Origin of the sequence: Microcoleus sp. AS-A8 (genome assembly GCA_039962225.1) — a bacterium.
Lineage (GTDB): Bacteria > Cyanobacteriota > Cyanobacteriia > Cyanobacteriales > Coleofasciculaceae > Allocoleopsis.
The window spans coordinates 23,017-41,433 of sequence record JAMPKV010000010.1 but is presented as its reverse complement, the minus strand read 5'-3'; the positions used below and the strand labels follow the sequence as shown (position 1 = coordinate 41,433).

Annotated in this window: 16 protein-coding genes; 9 read left to right on the top strand and 7 right to left on the bottom strand. The window is 48.1% G+C overall.

The annotated features are described in order from the left end of the window. Nucleotides 1-43 precede the first annotated feature (43 nt). Complete coding sequence (gene gcvP / locus NDI48_17150; GenBank protein ID MEP0832901.1) at nt 44-3,025, bottom strand: aminomethyl-transferring glycine dehydrogenase; 2,982 nt, start codon at nt 3,023-3,025, stop codon at nt 44-46. 119 nt (nt 3,026-3,144) lie between these two features. Here gcvP and NDI48_17145 point away from each other — a divergent pair, with 119 nt between their 5' ends. Continuing rightward, nucleotides 3,145-3,915: a 5-formyltetrahydrofolate cyclo-ligase gene (locus NDI48_17145; protein MEP0832900.1), complete on the top strand. Its 771-nt coding sequence runs from the start codon at nt 3,145-3,147 to the stop codon at nt 3,913-3,915. Nucleotides 3,916-4,139: 224 nt separating this feature from the next. Here the strand turns inward: NDI48_17145 and NDI48_17140 are convergent, their stop codons facing one another. From NDI48_17140 to NDI48_17120, 5 genes are all read right to left on the bottom strand, one after another. Then, nucleotides 4,140-5,102: a protochlorophyllide reductase gene (locus NDI48_17140; protein MEP0832899.1), complete on the bottom strand. Its 963-nt coding sequence runs from the start codon at nt 5,100-5,102 to the stop codon at nt 4,140-4,142. Between the two features lie 278 nt (nt 5,103-5,380). Continuing rightward, entirely contained in the window at nt 5,381-5,905 is a 525-nt protein-coding gene (locus NDI48_17135; protein MEP0832898.1) for a hypothetical protein, read from the bottom strand. Between the two features lie 119 nt (nt 5,906-6,024). Further along, complete coding sequence (locus NDI48_17130) at nt 6,025-6,465, bottom strand: hypothetical protein (protein ID MEP0832897.1); 441 nt, start codon at nt 6,463-6,465, stop codon at nt 6,025-6,027. A gap of 206 nt (nt 6,466-6,671) precedes the next feature. After that, entirely contained in the window at nt 6,672-7,574 is a 903-nt protein-coding gene (truB, locus tag NDI48_17125) for a tRNA pseudouridine(55) synthase TruB (protein ID MEP0832896.1), read from the bottom strand. Nucleotides 7,575-7,844: 270 nt separating this feature from the next. Then, nucleotides 7,845-9,887, bottom strand: a complete 2,043-nt coding sequence (locus tag NDI48_17120; GenBank protein ID MEP0832895.1) for an alpha/beta hydrolase — start codon at nt 9,885-9,887, stop codon at nt 7,845-7,847. Nucleotides 9,888-10,604: 717 nt separating this feature from the next. Between NDI48_17120 and argF the strand changes: the two genes are divergently transcribed. The 8 genes from argF to NDI48_17080 all read left to right on the top strand — a co-directional run bounded on the left by argF (nt 10,605) and on the right by NDI48_17080 (nt 16,844). Beyond that, a complete protein-coding gene (gene argF / locus NDI48_17115) occupies nt 10,605-11,525 on the top strand; it encodes an ornithine carbamoyltransferase (protein MEP0832894.1) in 921 nt (306 codons plus the stop codon). A gap of 239 nt (nt 11,526-11,764) precedes the next feature. After that, nucleotides 11,765-12,385: a transcriptional repressor LexA gene (gene lexA, locus NDI48_17110; protein MEP0832893.1), complete on the top strand. Its 621-nt coding sequence runs from the start codon at nt 11,765-11,767 to the stop codon at nt 12,383-12,385. Between the two features lie 283 nt (nt 12,386-12,668). Next, a complete protein-coding gene (locus NDI48_17105) occupies nt 12,669-13,937 on the top strand; it encodes an AmpG family muropeptide MFS transporter (protein ID MEP0832892.1) in 1,269 nt (422 codons plus the stop codon). A gap of 11 nt (nt 13,938-13,948) precedes the next feature. Next, nucleotides 13,949-14,422 (top strand): hypothetical protein, encoded by a 474-nt coding sequence (locus NDI48_17100; protein MEP0832891.1) that lies wholly within the window; start codon nt 13,949-13,951, stop codon nt 14,420-14,422. A 103-nt stretch (nt 14,423-14,525) separates the two neighbouring features. Next, nucleotides 14,526-14,747, top strand: coding sequence for a hypothetical protein (locus NDI48_17095; protein MEP0832890.1), 222 nt, complete (start codon nt 14,526-14,528; stop codon nt 14,745-14,747). 14 nt (nt 14,748-14,761) lie between these two features. Next, nucleotides 14,762-15,259 carry a GNAT family N-acetyltransferase gene (locus NDI48_17090; GenBank protein ID MEP0832889.1) on the top strand — a complete coding sequence of 166 codons (498 nt, stop codon included), beginning with the start codon at nt 14,762-14,764 and terminating at the stop codon, nt 15,257-15,259. 241 nt (nt 15,260-15,500) lie between these two features. Further along, a complete protein-coding gene (locus NDI48_17085; GenBank protein MEP0832888.1) occupies nt 15,501-16,259 on the top strand; it encodes a HEAT repeat domain-containing protein in 759 nt (252 codons plus the stop codon). Between the two features lie 60 nt (nt 16,260-16,319). Next, the gene (locus tag NDI48_17080; protein ID MEP0832887.1) at nt 16,320-16,844 is read left to right on the top strand and encodes a DUF1499 domain-containing protein; all 525 of its coding nucleotides are present in this window, start codon (nt 16,320-16,322) and stop codon (nt 16,842-16,844) included. A 164-nt stretch (nt 16,845-17,008) separates the two neighbouring features. Here the strand turns inward: NDI48_17080 and NDI48_17075 are convergent, their stop codons facing one another. Further along, complete coding sequence (locus tag NDI48_17075; protein ID MEP0832886.1) at nt 17,009-18,304, bottom strand: NAD(P)/FAD-dependent oxidoreductase; 1,296 nt, start codon at nt 18,302-18,304, stop codon at nt 17,009-17,011. Nucleotides 18,305-18,417: the final 113 nt, after the last annotated feature.

Sequence of the window (18,417 nt, the reverse complement as noted above, 5' to 3'; positions counted from 1 at the left end):
GTGCCCTTACAGAATTCCTATGCCATTACAGAGACAGAGTGAATTACCCCTGCGTATACGCCTCCATTCCCACACAAGAACAGACTAAATTGCGATCGCCAAATGCATTATCAATCCTGCCCACAGTAGGCCAGAATTTGTGTTCCCTTGTCCAAGGTGCAGGATATGCCGCCTGTTCGCGAGAATAAGGATGATTCCATTCCGAACTCATCAAAAATTCTGCCGTATGGGGTGCATTCTTCAACACATTATCCTGAGCGTCCACCTTACCCGCTTCAATCTCTTCAATTTCCTTACGAATCGCAATCATCGCCTCACAAAAACGGTCTAATTCTTCCTTCGACTCGCTTTCAGTCGGTTCCACCATCATCGTCCCCGCCACAGGCCATGAAACGGTTGGGGCATGGAAACCATAATCCATCAAACGCTTAGCAATATCCTCCACTTCAATGCCAGCCGACTTTTTCAACTGTCGCAAATCCAAGATACATTCATGCGCCACTAACCCCGATTTCCCCTGATACAAAACCGGATAGTAAGCTTCTAACCGACGGGCAATATAGTTAGCATTCAAAATCGCCACCTTCGTCGCTGCCGTCAATCCTTCTGCCCCCATCATGGCAATATACATCCAAGAAATTGGCAGAATACTTGCACTTCCCCAAGGTGCCGCAGAAATTGCCCCAATCCGTTGTTTCCCCCCTATCTCCACAACAGAATGCCCAGGTAGGAACGGCACCAAATGCGCCATTACCCCAATTGGCCCCATTCCTGGCCCCCCGCCTCCATGAGGAATACAGAAGGTTTTGTGCAAATTCAAGTGGCAGACATCCGCCCCAATGTCGCCCGGACGGCACAAACCCACTTGGGCGTTCATATTCGCCCCATCCATGTAAACCTGTCCCCCGTGGGCATGAACCATCTCGCAGATATCCCGAATCGACTCCTCAAACACACCGTGAGTCGAGGGATAAGTGACCATCAAGGCGGCAAGTTCTTTACTGTACTTTTCCGCTTGACGCTTCAAGTCATCCAGGTCAACATTTCCCTGGATATCACATTTAACAGGTACCACCTTCATCCCACACATTACGGCACTCGCGGGATTGGTACCATGCGCCGACTCTGGAATCAGACAAATCTTACGATGCCCTTCCCCTCGCTGTTGATGGTACTGACGAATCACCTGAAGTCCCGCATACTCCCCCTGAGAACCCGCATTCGGCTGGAGAGAAATGCCTGCAAAGCCGGTAATTTCCGCCAACCATGCCTCCAACTGCTGGAATAACACCTGATACCCAGCCGTTTGCGACAAGGGAGCAAAGGGGTGAATCTTACCAAACTCCGACCAAGTTACAGGTATCATCTCAGCCGTTGCGTTCAGCTTCATCGTGCAGGAACCCAAGGGAATCATCGATGTTGTCAGCGACAAATCCTTCGCTTGCAGTCGATGCAGATAACGCAACAATTCCGTTTCTGAGTGATAGCGGTTAAAGACAGGGTTGGTTAAATAACTGCTCTTACGGGCAAAAGGTTCTGCAAACGCAACATTGACCCCCTTCGCGACATCTTCCACCCCAAAAGGCAGTTCTGCAAGACCTTGCACCCCGACACCGGCGAAAATCTTCCACAAATCGAGTAAGTCTTCAATTGTGGTGGTTTCGTTTAAAGTAATGCCAACCGCAGTCGTGTCAAAAACTCGCAGATTAATGCCACGCGCCTGGGACGCCGCTAAAATCTCTTCCAACTTGTGGATGCCCAATTCCACCCGCAGCGTATCAAAGAATAATTCTGACCCAAGTCTGTAGCCCAGTCGCTTCAACCCTGCCGCCAGCATCGCCGTTAAGCCATGTACCCTCTGGGCAATGCGTTTAATTCCCTCACAACCGTGATAAACCGCATACATTGAAGCCATCACCGCCAGTAGTACCTGCGCCGTACAGATATTACTCGTGGCTTTGTCACGGCGGATATGTTGCTCACGAGTTTGCAGGGCTAAACGCAATGCAGGCTTACCTTGAGCATCTTTGGAGACACCCACAATCCGCCCTGGAACTTGCCGTTTGTAGGCTTCTCGCGTGGCAAAGTAGGCGGCATGAGGCCCCCCGTATCCCAGAGGCACACCAAAGCGCTGCGTGCTTCCTACCGCGATATCCGCGCCAAATTCTCCAGGGGGTGTGAGGAGGGTAAGGCTTAAGGGGTCGGCAGCAACCGTGACTAATGCACCCACTTCATGAGCCTTTTCGATAAACACCCGATAGTCGTAAATCGTGCCATCTGTGGCTGGATACTGGAGGAGTGCGCCAAAAATCGGTTGTTCAAACTTGAAGCTTTGATGGTTGCCGACAATCACCTCAATTCCCAGGGGTTGAGCACGGGTTTGCACCACTTCAATCGTCTGAGGATGGCAGGCACTGGAGACAAAAAAGGCATTGGCTTTGGTTTTACACAAGCCATAACTCATGCTCATCGCTTCGGCGGCGGCCGTGCCTTCATCCAGTAAGGAAGCATTGGCAATTTCCAAACCCGTCAAGTCAATGATCATGGTTTGAAAATTCAGGAGTGCCTCTAGACGTCCTTGTGCAATTTCAGCTTGATAAGGGGTGTAAGCCGTGTACCAGCCTGGGTTTTCCAGAATGTTGCGCTGGATGACAGGCGGGGTGATGCAGTCGTGGTAGCCCATGCCCATAAACGACCGAAACACTTGATTTTTAGAGGCAATTTCTTTAATCTGAGCTAATGCTGCATCCTCACTTTGAGCGGCGGATAATTGTAGGGGTCGATTGAGACGGATGGCGGCAGGGACAGCTTGGTCAATTAAAGCGTCAAAATTGGAGAACCCCAAAAGGTTGAGCATTTGTTCAATTTCAGCGGCACTGGGGCCGATGTGCCGCCACACAAAGGAATCGGTAGGCGTAAGGACTGCTGATGATGATAAATTCTGCTGAGAGTCAAGCACGCTTTGAGGGTTTTTCGCTTCAGGATTAACGGTGACATCCAAGTTAGGCATAGGGAACCGACTCATTGAGGGACTGTGGCGCGTTACAAATGTCAAGAGCTGGCGCTACCACTTTATTATTTTGTAACAAACCCAGGAAAATAGCGCTGAGTAGAAATTGCCAAGTCAAACCATGGATGTGATCAATGTCTAACCAGGTTAAAACCAATTGGAGTGGTTATCATCCCGATAAGGATGAATTGAGGGCTGAGATTTGGGCGCTACTCCAACAACAGGGGGTAGCGGTTGGTGACCCCTGTGGTCACATTCCCAATTTTATCGGTGTACAGCAGGCGGCTGAACGACTAGCCGCTTTACCCATTTGGCAGGATGCTTGTGCCATTAAGTGCAATCCAGATTCACCGCAAATTCCCGTCCGGTTGCGTGCTCTGCAAGATGGCAAACGTCTCTACATGGCGGTACCCCGTTTGACTGATACTCGCTGCTTTGTGGAATTGACGAGGGAGGATTTGCAGCAGCGCCATATCTCGCTGGAAGACGCGGCGATCGCCCGCAAGGCACTGAATTATGGTCGATTGGTCAGTTTTGAGGAGATGCAACCCATTGATTTAGTGATGGTGGGTTGTGTGGCGGTAACGCACAATGGAGGACGAACGGGCAAAGGGGCAGGATTTGCCGACTTGGAACTTGCCATGCTCCAAGAGTTTGGGTTGGTGCAGCCCCATACCCCGATTGTGACAACGGTGCATCCCTTGCAGATTGTTAAACAGGGGCGTTTGCCGATGCAGGCTCACGATTGGGCACTCAACTGGATTATCACCCCAGAGGCAGTGATTGAAACCCATACAACCTACCCACGCCCAACTGGATTAGATTGGGATACCATACGCTCTGAACAATATACAAAAATTCCTATTTTGCGACAGTTGAGAGAGAAATTTTCAGCTTCCGAATAGTCACGACGGACTCAGATAGGACTTACGCACAGGTAACGGAAAATCGAACCACTCCAGGCACAGAGAGCACGGAGGAATAAGAGTTTGAGAGGTATTTGGCGTAAGTCCTGTCAGATTTTCTAAAATAATTGCGAAAATTTTTATGTGCGGTCTGAAGGTAAGCAGATGCCTATCCTGGAATCCGAACTCCAGAGGGCGCAAGCCTTGCGCCCCTACAACTACTGTTACATCGGTCTAACCAACCGCGCACTCAAATCCCACAGGCGATCGCTTCTTTCATCATCGCGGGCTTGGGGAGAGACTTGTTGCACAAACGACTTGCCATTTTTCTTCTGGCGATTGCCCCAACTCCAATAGGCACCGGATTGGCGGTATTCTGGATCGGCAACCACTTGCGCCACGCGTTCACCGGCCAATTCTTGTGACACATATCCTCCAGTGATATTTTTCTGGAACCACGGAAAGATTTTTTGGAACAGAGGATAGTGGTTTCTAAATAGCGGCGTATCTGCCACACATCCTGGGTAGAGAGAACTGAAGGTGATGCCGGTGGACTCGTGATAGCGCCGATGCAGTTCCCGCATGGTCAAAATATTGCAGACTTTGCTGTCCTTATACGCCTTAACGGGTTCAAACGTCTTGCCGTCGATCATGGAAATCGGCTCTTTAAAGCCCTCTGCAAAGCCTTCTAGATTGCCTAAGTTGGGCTGCGGTGGAATCTTCCCGCCCAACTCATCCGGGTTGTGCGTCACCGTTCCCAAAATCACCAGCCTGCGATCGCGATACGAGGACTTTTTCAAATCCTCCAACATCAGGTTGCACAAAAGGAAATGACCCAGGTGATTTGTGGTCATCGTCAACTCGTAGCCTTCTGGGCTTCGCAACGGCTCTTTTAATAAAGGCATATAGATAGCGGCGTTGCACACCAAAGCGTCCAGAGTCAAGCCCCGCGCCCTGAAAACCCTGACAAAGTCTCGAACGCTCTGCAAGGAACCCAGGTCGATCTGAATTAGAGTGTAGCTCCCCTGCGGTATTTCCAGTGTTTGAGCCGCTTTTTGGCCTTTATCTAAATCTCGGCAAGCCATTACCACATACCATCCCCTTTTGGCAAGGGCTTTAGCGGCGTACAAGCCCACTCCCGAAGAGGCACCTGTGATCACGACTGTTGGTTTCTGCTGTTGTGCCATTTTCTTAAAATTTCATGAATCGCCGTTGACCGTATTCATGATCTCACAGGAGTGAGCTACTCGATCTGATGTTTTGAGCGGTTTGGCGGTGAGCTGAGGGATAAGCTTTGCGGCTGTTTTGATCCAAGTGCAATGGTTTTGCTCTTTGTGAGCCGAAGCTCACATCTATCAGCTTCCCCATCCTTCCAAGTAAAAAGGGCGCTAAAGCGCCCACTACGAAGAGGATTTGATGATGAGTAATCAACCAGACATGATATTAAAGTTGCCGTGCCCTACCCTTACTTGTGGTGATTACCCAGCCACTTAGCCGCTGCCACTCCTAAAACCGCCGCCACAACGGGATTACTGAGAAACTTCATAATTCCCGGTTGCTCGGTGAGTACTTCTTGGAAGATATCGGGGTGGGAATGATACGCGAAGGACGCGAGTTTACTGACATCCTCAGGACTCATGCGACTGGGATGGTGGGTAGAAAGACCCAACTGTTGCTCAAGGGCGTGATCGCTTAGTCCTCGTTGCTTTAAGTGCTTGAAAAAGGCACGAGCCACATCATCCCGTTCATTGGGCTTAATTTGTGCGATCGCCTTTTGCAGTTCTGGCTCCATCTGGCTAGGAGGAATTTTGTCGGGATGTAAAGACCGACCAAACAACTGGCGACGTTCAGACGCCGAGGAACGCTGGGCAAAATCATCAAAATTTTCGTAATCCTGCGCCGTATTGGTCGAGGCATCATCGAGAGATTCCACATTCCCCTGAGCCAAATCATTCATGATTTGATGCTTGTATTGTTCGCTACTTGTCATTTTAAAATTCTCCTTTTTTATCCCAGCTTCAGCCGTAAAATTACGCTAAAGCTCTTTCAAAGTTTGCTAACTCTACTGACTCAGCCTTGAGCCAATATCACCGCTTCATGAGCGAAGATCTATTTGTATTCAATCTGCTTGGATTGCTCATCATACTGAGCTGTCAAAATCAATTTTTTGTCAGGTGCGTAAACCAAAACTTTTAAATCTTGATTTGGAAAATTCTTATGGAATCCTTGAGCCAAAGATTTAGCTAAGGGCTTCACTTCATTCGGACGAACGTCACGCGTAATCACAACACCTAGCTTATTGTTGTCACGCACGTAGGCATCTTGAACCACGCCCTTAGCCGTCTCGACAACCCAATTGCCAAAATCCTGTCCCACAGCGCTATTTCCCCGTTCAAGTTGGGCATAGTTGCCGTTGGAATTTATGGTTGTTGGTAAACTATTCGTGGGCTGTTTGGCTTGAGCCGTACCGCTACAAGCAGCCGTTGTCGTCAGAACTAAAATTAAGACGAGAGACGTCAAAATTTTTCGACAATACTGAAATAGATTCACTTGGGCCTCCTACAAAAACTACATTTACTGAACTTGTGTTGTTATGTTTGATCAGCTTGCTTTCAAAACTGAGTAACAATTTTGAAGATGTTTGGTTACTATCTTTACAGATCATCTCTAATTCCTAGGCGACTAACTTCTGCCCGAAGACATAGTAAAGACCTCAGCTAAAAGAGTGATAAAACTCAAGATTTAATTAATGAAGATTAATCAGCAGAAGCAAAAACCATCTGAGGCGCAAGCAACAGCCCATTTTCTGAAGGAATCACCTGACCAATTCCTAAAAATTCCCCCTCTTCTCGCTGAACCCGTAAGGCATTTGTCGGGACATCTGTAGAGGTATTATTCCAAAAGATACGCTGCCCCAAACACCAACGATGAGCTTCGGGTGCGGGTAAGGTGGCAACCGCTAGATGTTGCAACGCCGTGACGGGTGGTATGGGCTGAAATGTACCTTGTTGCAATTGTGCTTCTAATTCTTCTAAAGTCAGGCTATCTTCCAGATGAAAGCCACAGCTTTGGGTACGGGTGAGGGAGGCTAGGGTGCCACCGGTATGGAGTAATTCCCCTAAATCTCGCGCGATCGCACGAATATACGTCCCTGAACCACAGGCGATCGCCACATCCAATTGAGCCAACTCCCCCGGACGCCAATCCAAAACCTGAATGTTATAAACTTCCACCGTTCGCACGGGCACCTCAGCGGTTTCACCGGCTCTTGCCAAATCATACAGGCGTCTTCCCTGCACCTGAATCGCACTGTACATCGGCGGGACTTGCTGAATCGTGCCCTCAAACTGCGGCAAAATAGATAAAATCTCGTCCAGCGTCAACCCCTGTGCAGACTGAGTGGCGATTACCTCTCCTTCCAAGTCATCCGTTGTGGTCTGTATTCCCAGTTGGATTGTGGCTCGGTATGCCTTATCTGGCAGCATATACTGCAACAATCGAGTGGCTTTACCCAGTGCGATTGGTAAGACACCCATAGCCGCCGGATCTAACGTTCCCCCATGTCCCACCCGCTTGAGCCGCAAAAGCCGTCGCACTTTGGCAACGCAATCATGGGATGTCCAACCGGCTGACTTATTGAGATTTAAAAAACCTTGCACTATTCAATCCTATTTGCTGAGCGCTTGCACCATTGTAATCAGCTGCCATACCACCTTTAATGAAAGGCAAAGGCTGACGCTCAGATAGCAACGTCTTGGATGCAAGCTCTCAGGGCTGAGACTACAGATATTAAAGTCGGTGAGCGATCGCTTCCGGGTTGCTGAAGCCAAAAATAAACCTGTAGAGGTACCCCTTGTGGGTACCCTGCAATGTGAGAGGGCTACCACAAGGGCAGCCCCTACATAATTACTACCAGCAACCCCATGTTTCTAGGGTGTAGGCACAGGTACTGGTGTTGGTGATGGGGATGGGCTGGAACTTTCAGCCTGTTTTGCCTGCTTAATCTGCTCCTCGGTCAAAGACTCCACCAGGCTCAAGGGAAGAGGATATCGGCTCAGAAATTGAGCGTAAGAAGCACTCAAGTAAACTCGGTAATCTGGATTATTGGCAATGTAAGTTTGAAAGAATGCCAAACTCAAGGCTTTCATATAGTTCTGTGCCACCGTGGGATCGGAACCAATCACTTGAGGGGGTAGGGGTATTGCTCTTTCTGATTGCCCTAGAGTAGAAAAGTGCGTTCCTCCTCTGAGCAAAACCAGGTATTTGTTTGGGGTTGTCAGCCAGGTAAAGGGTCGAATTTGTTCGGGCAAAGCTGGAGCTACATTATCGTCACTACTTGCCACTAACATCAGTGGGACTTGAATCTGGCTGTATTCGGATTTTCCAAAAATCGTACTCCCCACAGGATTGATGGCAATCCCGGCTTTAACTCGCTCATCGGAGAGTTGATAGTCTCTAGATAGCAACTCTAGGGCGCGACACTGGAGAAGGAGGGATAAATTCAAAGAGTCATATGAGGGGTCGCACTCTTTGCCCAATACCTCAAAATCAATCTTGGCATCCGAAAGTGCTAAAACCGTGTAGCCTCCGAACGATTGACCTAAGACGCCTACTTGTTGCAGATTGATGCGTCCTCCAAAAGAGCGATTGAGTTCATTGAGCAGAAACTTAATGTCTAACGGTCGGTCGATTAACTCCGATGGGGGAGTGACCTCACTGGCAAGTCCATTGATTAAAGCCTGCAATTGATCCGCGTTACTTCCTGGATGTTCAGGTACAGCCACCGCGAAGCCGTAAGAAGCTAAATGGGTGGCTAAATAGGCAAACGTCGTGCGGTCTGATCCTAAACCGTGAGAAATAACAACTAAAGGTGCTGGACGTTGACTGGGTTGAGGGAGGTAAACATCGACGGGAAACTGTCTTTGACGACTAGGGTCGTAGAGGGTAAGGCTTTCCTTGGAAAATTGAGTTTCTCCGGGTTGCCGCAGGTCGGGTAACGTGGAGAAATAATTCGATTCCCGGCCTAATCCTTTCGGTAATGTGTGTCCTGATGAGAGTGTAGACGGTGGTGCTGATTGCCGTTCCGATGCCTGTGCTGACGTTTCTCTAAGAGCCTGTTGTTCAACGGCTGCGATCGCTAATTGCGTTTGCTGGATCAGGCTTGATAGCTCTTCAATGACCTGAAAGCCACGCACCGAGTTAATCCGGATGCCATAAGTAGGAAACTTCTCCAGCACATTCAACAGTGTCAATCCGTCTGGTGCACCTGCCGCCTGGATCAGCGCGGCTCGAATGGCGTAGAAACCGGGTTGACCCGCCTTGGTTTGGATAATTTGACCGACTCGATCTAAGATAACTTTTCCTTGGGAGGAATAGAGAAATTGCGCGATCGCTAGCGGTTTTATATCGATTCGAGTCTGTAATATTGTCCGCAACTGCTCAAGTTGCTGCGGATTAAGACGGTCTGTATAAGCGGCTAATTCCCGATCAATTTTGCCTTCTCTTGCATAAGTAGCGAGAGATTTGATCGACAAAGACACTTCTAAAGGGCCATAAGATAGATAAATTCGCTCAGCTCCCAGTGCTGGAGTGGACACCACTACTGGAGCCATCAATAATCCCAGATTTACAAGAACGATTCCCAGTCCAGTCGATAGTTTGCCCAATCTCGGAACTGGAGACACACCCGATAAGAGGGTGGCTTGACTAATATTGGGGAATTCACATCTGTCTTGAAAATGGGTAATGGCTAATGGGTAATGGGGGAGAGAGATTTTCATCCTTTGTTGAGAGCGCCAGATCCTGGGGGGGCGTGCATCCTTCTCGGTTAGCCGCAAGACTCGCCAAGATATCAATTTCTTAGCTAATCGAGCCAGTCCACTCCCATAGCCTGAAACTCTGATCCAATCCCCCTCTGAGTTACGAAGCGTTGGGTTCGGATTGCGCTGACGTACTTCGATATTAATGTTCATCTAGCTAGTTGTCCTTCCTCACTCATCACCAAAAACGCAACAACGTCTCTACCTTCCCAAAGGTTGAAAAATCATCCCATTCTCTTGCCCTTCCTGTTCATAAACTTTTTGCAAGCACTTATGGGTCAAACGAGCAATTTTATCATTGGGATTTTTGTATAAGACGCCTCGAAAAATCTAATACCCTTCCGTCAATTTTATCGACTACCCTAGAGCAATGACTACTTTAAATTTAATGCAATTTATTGAATTTAGTTCTATACTATTTGTCGAATCTCCGAGAAATTCCCTAAATTTAATAAAACGTATTTTATCCTTCAGTCGATGAATTGAATGATAGACTTATATTTTATGGATTTTCACTAATTTAATAAGAAAATATGGAGTCTGGATTCATTCCAGTTAAGTACTGCCTTATAGAAGGAATAATTTTTAAGTTAATTCTATCTGTAAAATTAAAAATTTCAAAAAATTTGTTTTAGAAAATGAAGCAACAGAACAACACAACAAAAATCATAGATCTGTTTTAACCGATACTGAAAAATTTGTCTTTAATGTACTTCCAAAAAATTGGTTTAATTTGATAAAAATCTGATAGGTTCTTAAGACAGTGCAAATGAGAAGGCTAAAACCTGCTCTAAACGCACTTTGTTGTCTTGCCTACATCCTATAGTGTTCTGGCGAAAGCCGATTAATTTAACTCATCGGGGGAAAAATATGGAGGCATTAAAAGGACGAGATTTACTGGGCTTAGCAGATCTCAGTACCCATGAAATACAGGAGCTGTTGCAAATTGCGGCTCAGTTGAAAGCGGGACGGCTAAACTTGCGGTGTAATAAGGTATTGGGGCTGTTATTTTCCAAGGCTTCAACCCGAACGCGAGTCAGTTTTTCGGTGGCTATGTACCAACTAGGGGGTCAAGTCATAGACTTGAATCCGAATGTTACCCAGGTGGGTCGGGGGGAACCGATCGTTGATACCGCACGAGTTCTGGATCGGTATTTAGATATCTTGGCCATTCGTACCTTTGACCAGAAGGAACTGGAAACCTTTGCTCAATATGCCCAGATTCCAATTATTAATGCTTTAACGGACTTAGAACACCCTTGTCAGGTTTTAGCCGATTTGTTAACCATTGAGGAGTGCTTTGGTTCGCTGGCTGGGATAACGTTGACTTATTTGGGAGATGGCAATAATGTAGCGCATTCTCTGATGTTGGGATGTGCTTTAGTGGGGATGAATGTCAGAGTGGCGACTCCTCGGGCCTATCAACCTAACCAGGATATCGTAGGGAAGGCACAGCAGATTGCTAGTGGTAAAACGGAAGTTCTACTCACGGATGATCCCTTGATAGCGGTTAAGGGCGCTCACGTTATTTACACTGATGTATGGGCGAGTATGGGCCAGGAAGCATCAGCGGATACCAGAATTCCTGTTTTTCAGCCTTATCAGGTGAATGAGCAACTACTAACGAGTGCTGATTCAGAGGCGATTGTGCTGCATTGCTTACCCGCACATCGGGGAGAAGAAATTACGGATGAGGTGATGGAAGGCGCGCAATCGCGCATTTGGGATCAGGCAGAAAACCGGATGCACGCTCAAAAAGCCTTACTCGTTAGCCTTCTAGGAGCGGATTAAAATACGGAGTTGGGCAGAGAATAAATCTGCCCTACTGGACAGAATAGGGGTTTTGGTAGTACGAATGTTCTATAGATGGTAACAATCATCACATGAAAGTGATGAGTGATGAATCATGGTCATTCAAAGCTCAAGTTTGGGCGAAGTATTCGTGTCAAAACTAGGTTTCAACTCCAAGTTTTCCACACAAAGACTTTGCCCCCATCCCTCACAACGATTCCTTACCCCCTTGTCGCTTTATGGAACCCCTGACTGAAGCTCAACAACAACTTTACAATTGGTTGATCGAGTATATTCGCACATCACAACATGCGCCTTCAATTCGGCAGATGATGAGAGCGATGAATTTGCGATCGCCAGCACCCGTTCAGAGTCGCCTGGAGCATTTACGAGCGAAAGGCTACATTGACTGGACAGAAGGAAAAGCTCGCACCATTAGGATTCTGGCTAATGCTAACACGGGCGTACCTGTCTTAGGTGCGATCGCGGCGGGTGGATTGGTAGAACCCTTTACCGACACTGACGAACAACTTGATGTGTCTCCCCTATGGTGCCAACCGGGTAATTTTGCCCTGCGGGTAATTGGAGACAGCATGATTGAAGACCTAATTGCTGAAGGGGATTTCGTGATTATGCGACCTGTCTCCGACCCAGAGCAACTCAAAAATGGTCTAATTGTTGCAGCACGAGTGGAAGGACATGGCACCACCTTAAAACGCTTTTACCGTCTGGGAGAGTATGTCACCCTCAAACCGGCAAATCCTAAGTATGAGCCTATTGAAGTGATGGCAAAAAGCGTGCAAGTTCAAGGTGTCTTAGTCGGCGTCTGGCGCGATTATGAAGGAGGAGCTAAGGGATAGCGGCAGCCCGTTTGCGGCAATCTAAGGAATAATTTTTGGGGATGATGACTCAAAGGGAAATCGACTCTGAGGCCATCATCCCAATTCTCAAGTTATCCACCACAAATGCTAGTTAAGCTAATCATCATTTAACTCTTCCGTGCGGGAAGTCCCTCCTCACTAAGCAGCTAGGTTCACAGACCTTGCAGGCAACCCTAAAACGGTACGAGGTTCGCAACAATCAAGAAACCTTACTATGGGATGATAACTCCAATCTAATTTATAGTTATCCTTCCAATTTTCTGTGAAAGCCACGAAATCTTTCCTACAAGTTTTTCAAAGTCGCAAGATGGGGGCGCTACTATTATTGGGCTTTTCTTCTGGGTTACCCTTATTCTTAACGAGTAAGACACTGCAAGCCTGGATGACCGTAGAAGGCGTAAACTTACGTTCCATAGGGTTGTTTAGCCTAGTCGGTTTACCCTACTCTTTAAAATTTATCTGGTCACCCCTGCTGGATCGATTTGTGCCGCCGTTTTTGGGGCGTCGGCGGGGTTGGCTTGTCTTAACACAAGGGGCGTTACTGTTGGCGATCGCAGCCATGGCTTTACAACAGCCTCGTCAAGCCTTACAATTCCTTGCGATTAATGCCTTATTCATTGCCTTCTTCAGTGCGACTCAAGACATTGCAGCCGATGCCTACCGCACCGACGTACTGGAAGAACGGGAAATGGGAGCCGGTGCAGCGGTTTTTGTGTTAGGTTATCGCGTCGCATTGCTTGCGACCGGTGCTTGGGCGCTGATTCTGGCTGGCCAAATTCCCTGGCCAACCGTTTACCTCTTGATGTCCTTGCTCATGGCAGTAGGATTGCTCAGTTCATTTTGGGCACCCGAACCAAGCGAACAGGAACGCCCTCCTGAATCCTTCTCTGATGCAGTCGTTCTCCCCTTTGCAGAATTTTTTCAGCGTTCCGGTTTCATCCGGGCTGTGTTCATTTTGGTGTTCATCGTCCTCTACAAACTGGGTGATGCTTTAGTTAACAACATGTCCATACCCTTTTTGCTCAAGACGGGCTTTACCCAAACAGATATTGGATGGATTCAAGGCGGTATGGGGTTAGTAGCCACCATTATCGGTACCCTTGCGGGTGGAGCAATTCTGAGCAAAATTGGGATCAATCGCTCACTGTGGGTCTTCGGTGCCCTGCAAGCGGTGAGTAATTTAGCCTACTTGGTTCTGGCACAAGTCGGCAAAAGTTATCCTTTTCTAGTGTTGACCATCAACATTGAAAATTTTTGTGCTGGGCTAGGAACAGCCGCCTTTGTTGCCTTCTTGATGAGTCTTTGTAACCAGCGATTCTCGGCAACTCAGTATGCTTTACTCTCTAGTTTGATGGCAGTTAGCCGAGATATTTTGGTGGCACCGGCAGGAGGGTTGGCAGAAGCCACAGGGTGGTCTTTATTTTTCCTGCTGAGTATCGTTGCGGCTATACCCGGATTGCTACTACTACCCGTATTTGCCCCCTGGAACTCCCGACTTGCCCCCATCCCCCGACCTGGACTAGATGATTAGGAAGAAAAATTATGAGCTTTAATCGACTCATCTTGATCGGAACACTGATCCTGTTTGTCGCTATTGTCGCTGCGGGCTTACTGGGTTACCTTCTGCCCCAGTTCCTCCGAGGATTTTTGCCCGTTGACGCCTTCACTTTTTTAATTACTCTCTTCCTTGTTGTGGCGATTGGCTTACTGATTTACGGTCTGTTCCTGTTAATCAAAAAACAACGGAGACAACCGTCGTCATCGTCACAAAACTTACCCTCCGAACCCCTTGAGCTTCCAGTTGAGGCACCCTTTATCCGCCGACGCAGAACAAAATCTCCACTCAACCAGAGTACAGTTGATAGTGCGCTTCAACGCAGACTGATCAATCTGTTGGCAGGTGATGAGGCTGCCGCCGAACGGTTAGTCAATCGGATCAGGCAGAATCATCCTGGGATGCCAGAAAATTGGTATTGGCAGAGAGCGATTGAGGATACAAAGCGCGATCGCTTATAGCTTCTATCCTCAAATCTGCTGGCAAATCGTTAAACTAAACAGCGAGGGATTTACAAATCTTCGCTCATTTCTCACACATGCTTGTGCTCTTACAATTTTAAATATGGCTATTTTTCGTCAGTACATTGCTCCGTTCCTGATCGTGCTAGTGTTTTTAGTGGCGCTCCTATCCGTAAGCGCTCGCATCTTTTTGCCATCAGATATGGCAGGACCGGCACCCATTGAGGATGTTGAGTCTATGAGCAACCGCACACCCGATACAACAGGCCATTTGGAAACCCTAGATGCCCCAATTTTACCGACATCCGCTGGGTCACTCAACTAGACTCCCGCGCACGAGTGTCTGAGCAACTACTACCGGGCTACTGGCTGCGCGTTGGGTCAGGATATGAACGCTCAATGTTAATGAAGTTCATCCAACTGGCTTATCGAGAGCTTTTCCCACAGCAGGAAGATTTTTCCCATCTCGTCCAAACGGTGAATCAGTACTTGTCTAGGGAAACGCCTCTGTGGTGGGTTGATACCGATCCAGTAGAGGTGCCTGGAAACTCATCCGTTGGGCGTCACCCAGTAGGTTGTATCTGGCTAGGGAATGCGATCGATCAGGTGCGGGGCGATCGCCATGCTCATATTTTTTTACTTTACGTGATGCCCGAACATCGACGTCGGGGCATGGGTTCAAAGTTAATGCGTCTCGCCGAAGACTGGGCGAGGGCAAGGGGCGATCGCCAGATTGGCCTCCAAGTCTTTCAATCCAACCAACCTGCGCTGGCACTCTACCATCAATTGGGCTACCAAACTCAATCCCTGTGGATGGTCAAGTCCCTCTCTCCTTAATCCTCCACCCCACTCCTCCATCGTCGTCTGAACTCCGGCCTCACTCTTCTCGCAGGTCATTAAAAACTCCGGCCAGCCAGGTCTAGGTGGTCAGTCACCTCGCCCCCCGTGATTAAATTAGAAATATCAGCCGATTCAATCTAATTTTAATTAACATCATGTAATCTTTGGCTATCTTTAGTTGTAAAAAGTCGCAAGAAGAGACTGGTGAAATCGGGCGGGATAGGATACTTTATCAACTATGTACAATGATGATGACGATCTGAGCGTACTCGATGCGGCTGATCTAGAAGACCCTCTAGATGCAATAGAGCCGATCGATAGCGAGTCAGAAGCTCACAAGCCTGACCCAGAAGCAATGTTGCCACTGTTAACGGCACGGGAAACGCCACAACGGATGCTGGCAGCGCGGGCATTTTGTGAAATTCAAGATGAGAGGGCAATTCCTCATCTCATTAACCTTTTGAAAGATGTGTGCCCCTTGGTACGAGTGAGTGCGGCCTATGCCCTCGGACGCAATCCGAGTTCAACAGCAGTAGAGCCATTAATTGAACAGTTGAATCGCGATTGGAATGGTTATGTGCGTAAAGGTGCGGTTTGGGCATTGGGCAACTGCCGCGATCGCCGCGCTTTGCCTTCTCTGACTGATGCTCTGAAAAATGAGATTTCAGCCGTGCGGTTGTGGGCGGCTAGTGCTTTAGCGCAAATGGCTCAGTTGCAGTATGGAGACATTGTGGCCTGTATTCCACCCCTAATTACAGCCCTGAAACAAGACCCGGTGGCAGCCGTGCGGAGTAATTGTGCCTGGTCAATCGGACAGTTATGCCGGGAACTTCCCTCGAATGCCATCTACGGGGGGGCGATTGATGGCTTGCTTGAAGCCTTTGCCGAAGATGAAGACTTGGGGGTTCAGGAAGACGCTAAAGCTGCACTCTTGAGAGTGGGTGACCCTCGTGGTCTTCAGCTGATTGAGGCGATCGAGATCGAAGGATTAATTTAGTACTCTCCCGGCTATTTGGTAAGGTTTTTAAAGAAAGTTTACAAACAACTTACCCGCCCAATGAGCATAGAGACCCAAAAATCATCGCCTTTTCGGTCAGCCCTGATCATCACGATATCCTTAGTTCTCATTGCTATTTGTTGGTTGGGAGTAACACTAGCTTTTTCAGGAGGAACAATGTTTGCCGGAACACGACCTACAAATATCGGTATTCAGGCATCTGGGCAACTAGCAGCCTGCCCTAGCAGCCCCAACTGCGTCAATAGCCAAAGCCAAGATGCTGTGCATAAAATTGAGCCTTTAACTTTTGACTCAACACCCACACAGGCCATGGCTGACCTCAAGAGAGTCATTCAGAACCAGGAGAGAACAACAATTATCACAGAAACCGAGAATTACCTCTACGCAGAATTCAAGAGTAAGCTGATGGGGTATGTCGATGATGTGGAATTCTTACTCGATTCCAGTGCTAAAGTCATCCATGTTCGCTCCGCCTCGCGTCTAGGACAGTCGGACTTAGGTGTGAACCGTAAACGAATTGAAACAATTCGAGCCGCACTGAGCGAACTCAAAAGCAAGGTATAGGAGCTTCAGCCCCCCGAATTTCGGGGGGTTAGACAGCTAAAAGATGCTGGATACTTAAAAGGGGTCTTACGCTGCCTGGATTCGCCAGCACCATCTTTGAACTCCCCGCAGGTAAGCACGATTGACGCCGAATCAGGCAGGATGTGAGCAGACCGACTCTATTCTCAAGTCGTTGTTGGTCTCCATCCCTTAAGCTTCAGGGCTTTTCCCTCAAATTGTTTACCTTTGAGCATTCGATTCCAGTAAAGCCAGGGTAAAACATGACGCTTCACCAACCACATACTATAACGCTCCTCCCTAGGGTCCATGGGGAAAGTGGACAGAGGTTGGTTGGTGTAGTCAAATTCTGCCATGATCACTGTGCCGTAACCTGTAATCAGCGGACAGCATGTGTAACCTGTGTATTTGCCGGTCAGGGAGTGAGTCTGCATTACAGCCAGCAAGTTTTCTACGAGTACAGGTGCCTGTCCTCGGATAGCCGCTGCTGTTTTGGAGATGGGAAGAGAAGAGGCATCTCCTAAACTAAAAATATTAGGATATACGTTGTGCTGTAAGGTATCTTTATTGACATTGACCCAACCTTTACTCGGCCCCTCTGTCCCAGCCAGTTTGCTGTTTTTGATAAAGTCTGGGGCACTCATGGGTGGGGTGACGTGAATCATGTCGTAGGGAATGGCGACCTCTTGCACCCCGTTATCCGTGGTGACATCAAACACGGCTTCCTTAAATTCAGGCCGGATGGCCTTGAGATTGTGTTTGAAGTTTAGCTGAATGTCCCGACGCTTAACCACCTGCATCAGTGGCTCAGCGTAGCCGGGAACAGGGAAAATTGCACCCACGGCACTGCAAAACAGCACGTTTGTCTGGTTGCGAACCCCATTCTGGCGGAAGCTGTCGTCGGCGAGGTACATGATTTTTTGGGGAGCACCGCCGCATTTAATTGGAGTTGCCGGGTAGGTAAATAGGGCATTTCCTCCCTTAAAATTGCGGATGGTTTCCCAGGTGTAGGGAGCGCCTTCAAAGCTGTAGTTACTACATACACCATTTTTTCCGAGCGCTTCTTTTAATCCTGCGATCGCATTCCAATCAATCTGAATACCAGGACACACAATTAAGTAGTCATAATAAACCTGTTTTCCCTCACGGGTTTTTACAAGATTGTTATCAGGGTCGAATTCGGTGGCATAGTCTTTAATCCAGGTAACACCACTGGGAATACAGGAGGCTTCTGGCTTAACGGTATCTTCTGCCTTAAACCGACCTCCTCCAACCAATGTCCAGGCGGGCTGGTAGTAGTGCTTGTCGGACGGTTCGATGATAGCAATGTCAAGTTTGCTATTTTTGGCGAGTAACTGGGAGGCGACGGTAATGCCTGCGGCACCTCCGCCCACCATCACAATTTGGTGATGAGGGCTATCGGTGGTTGATTTGACGGCTTTAGGTTGAGTAGAGGATGACATAGTTTTCTGGCACGACTTCGTACAGAGAACAAACGGATTGTTCTACTTATAGCAAGTTGCAGACAAAAGCATAATGTGTATTGATACCCAGTTACATTCATAAACCCGCCAGC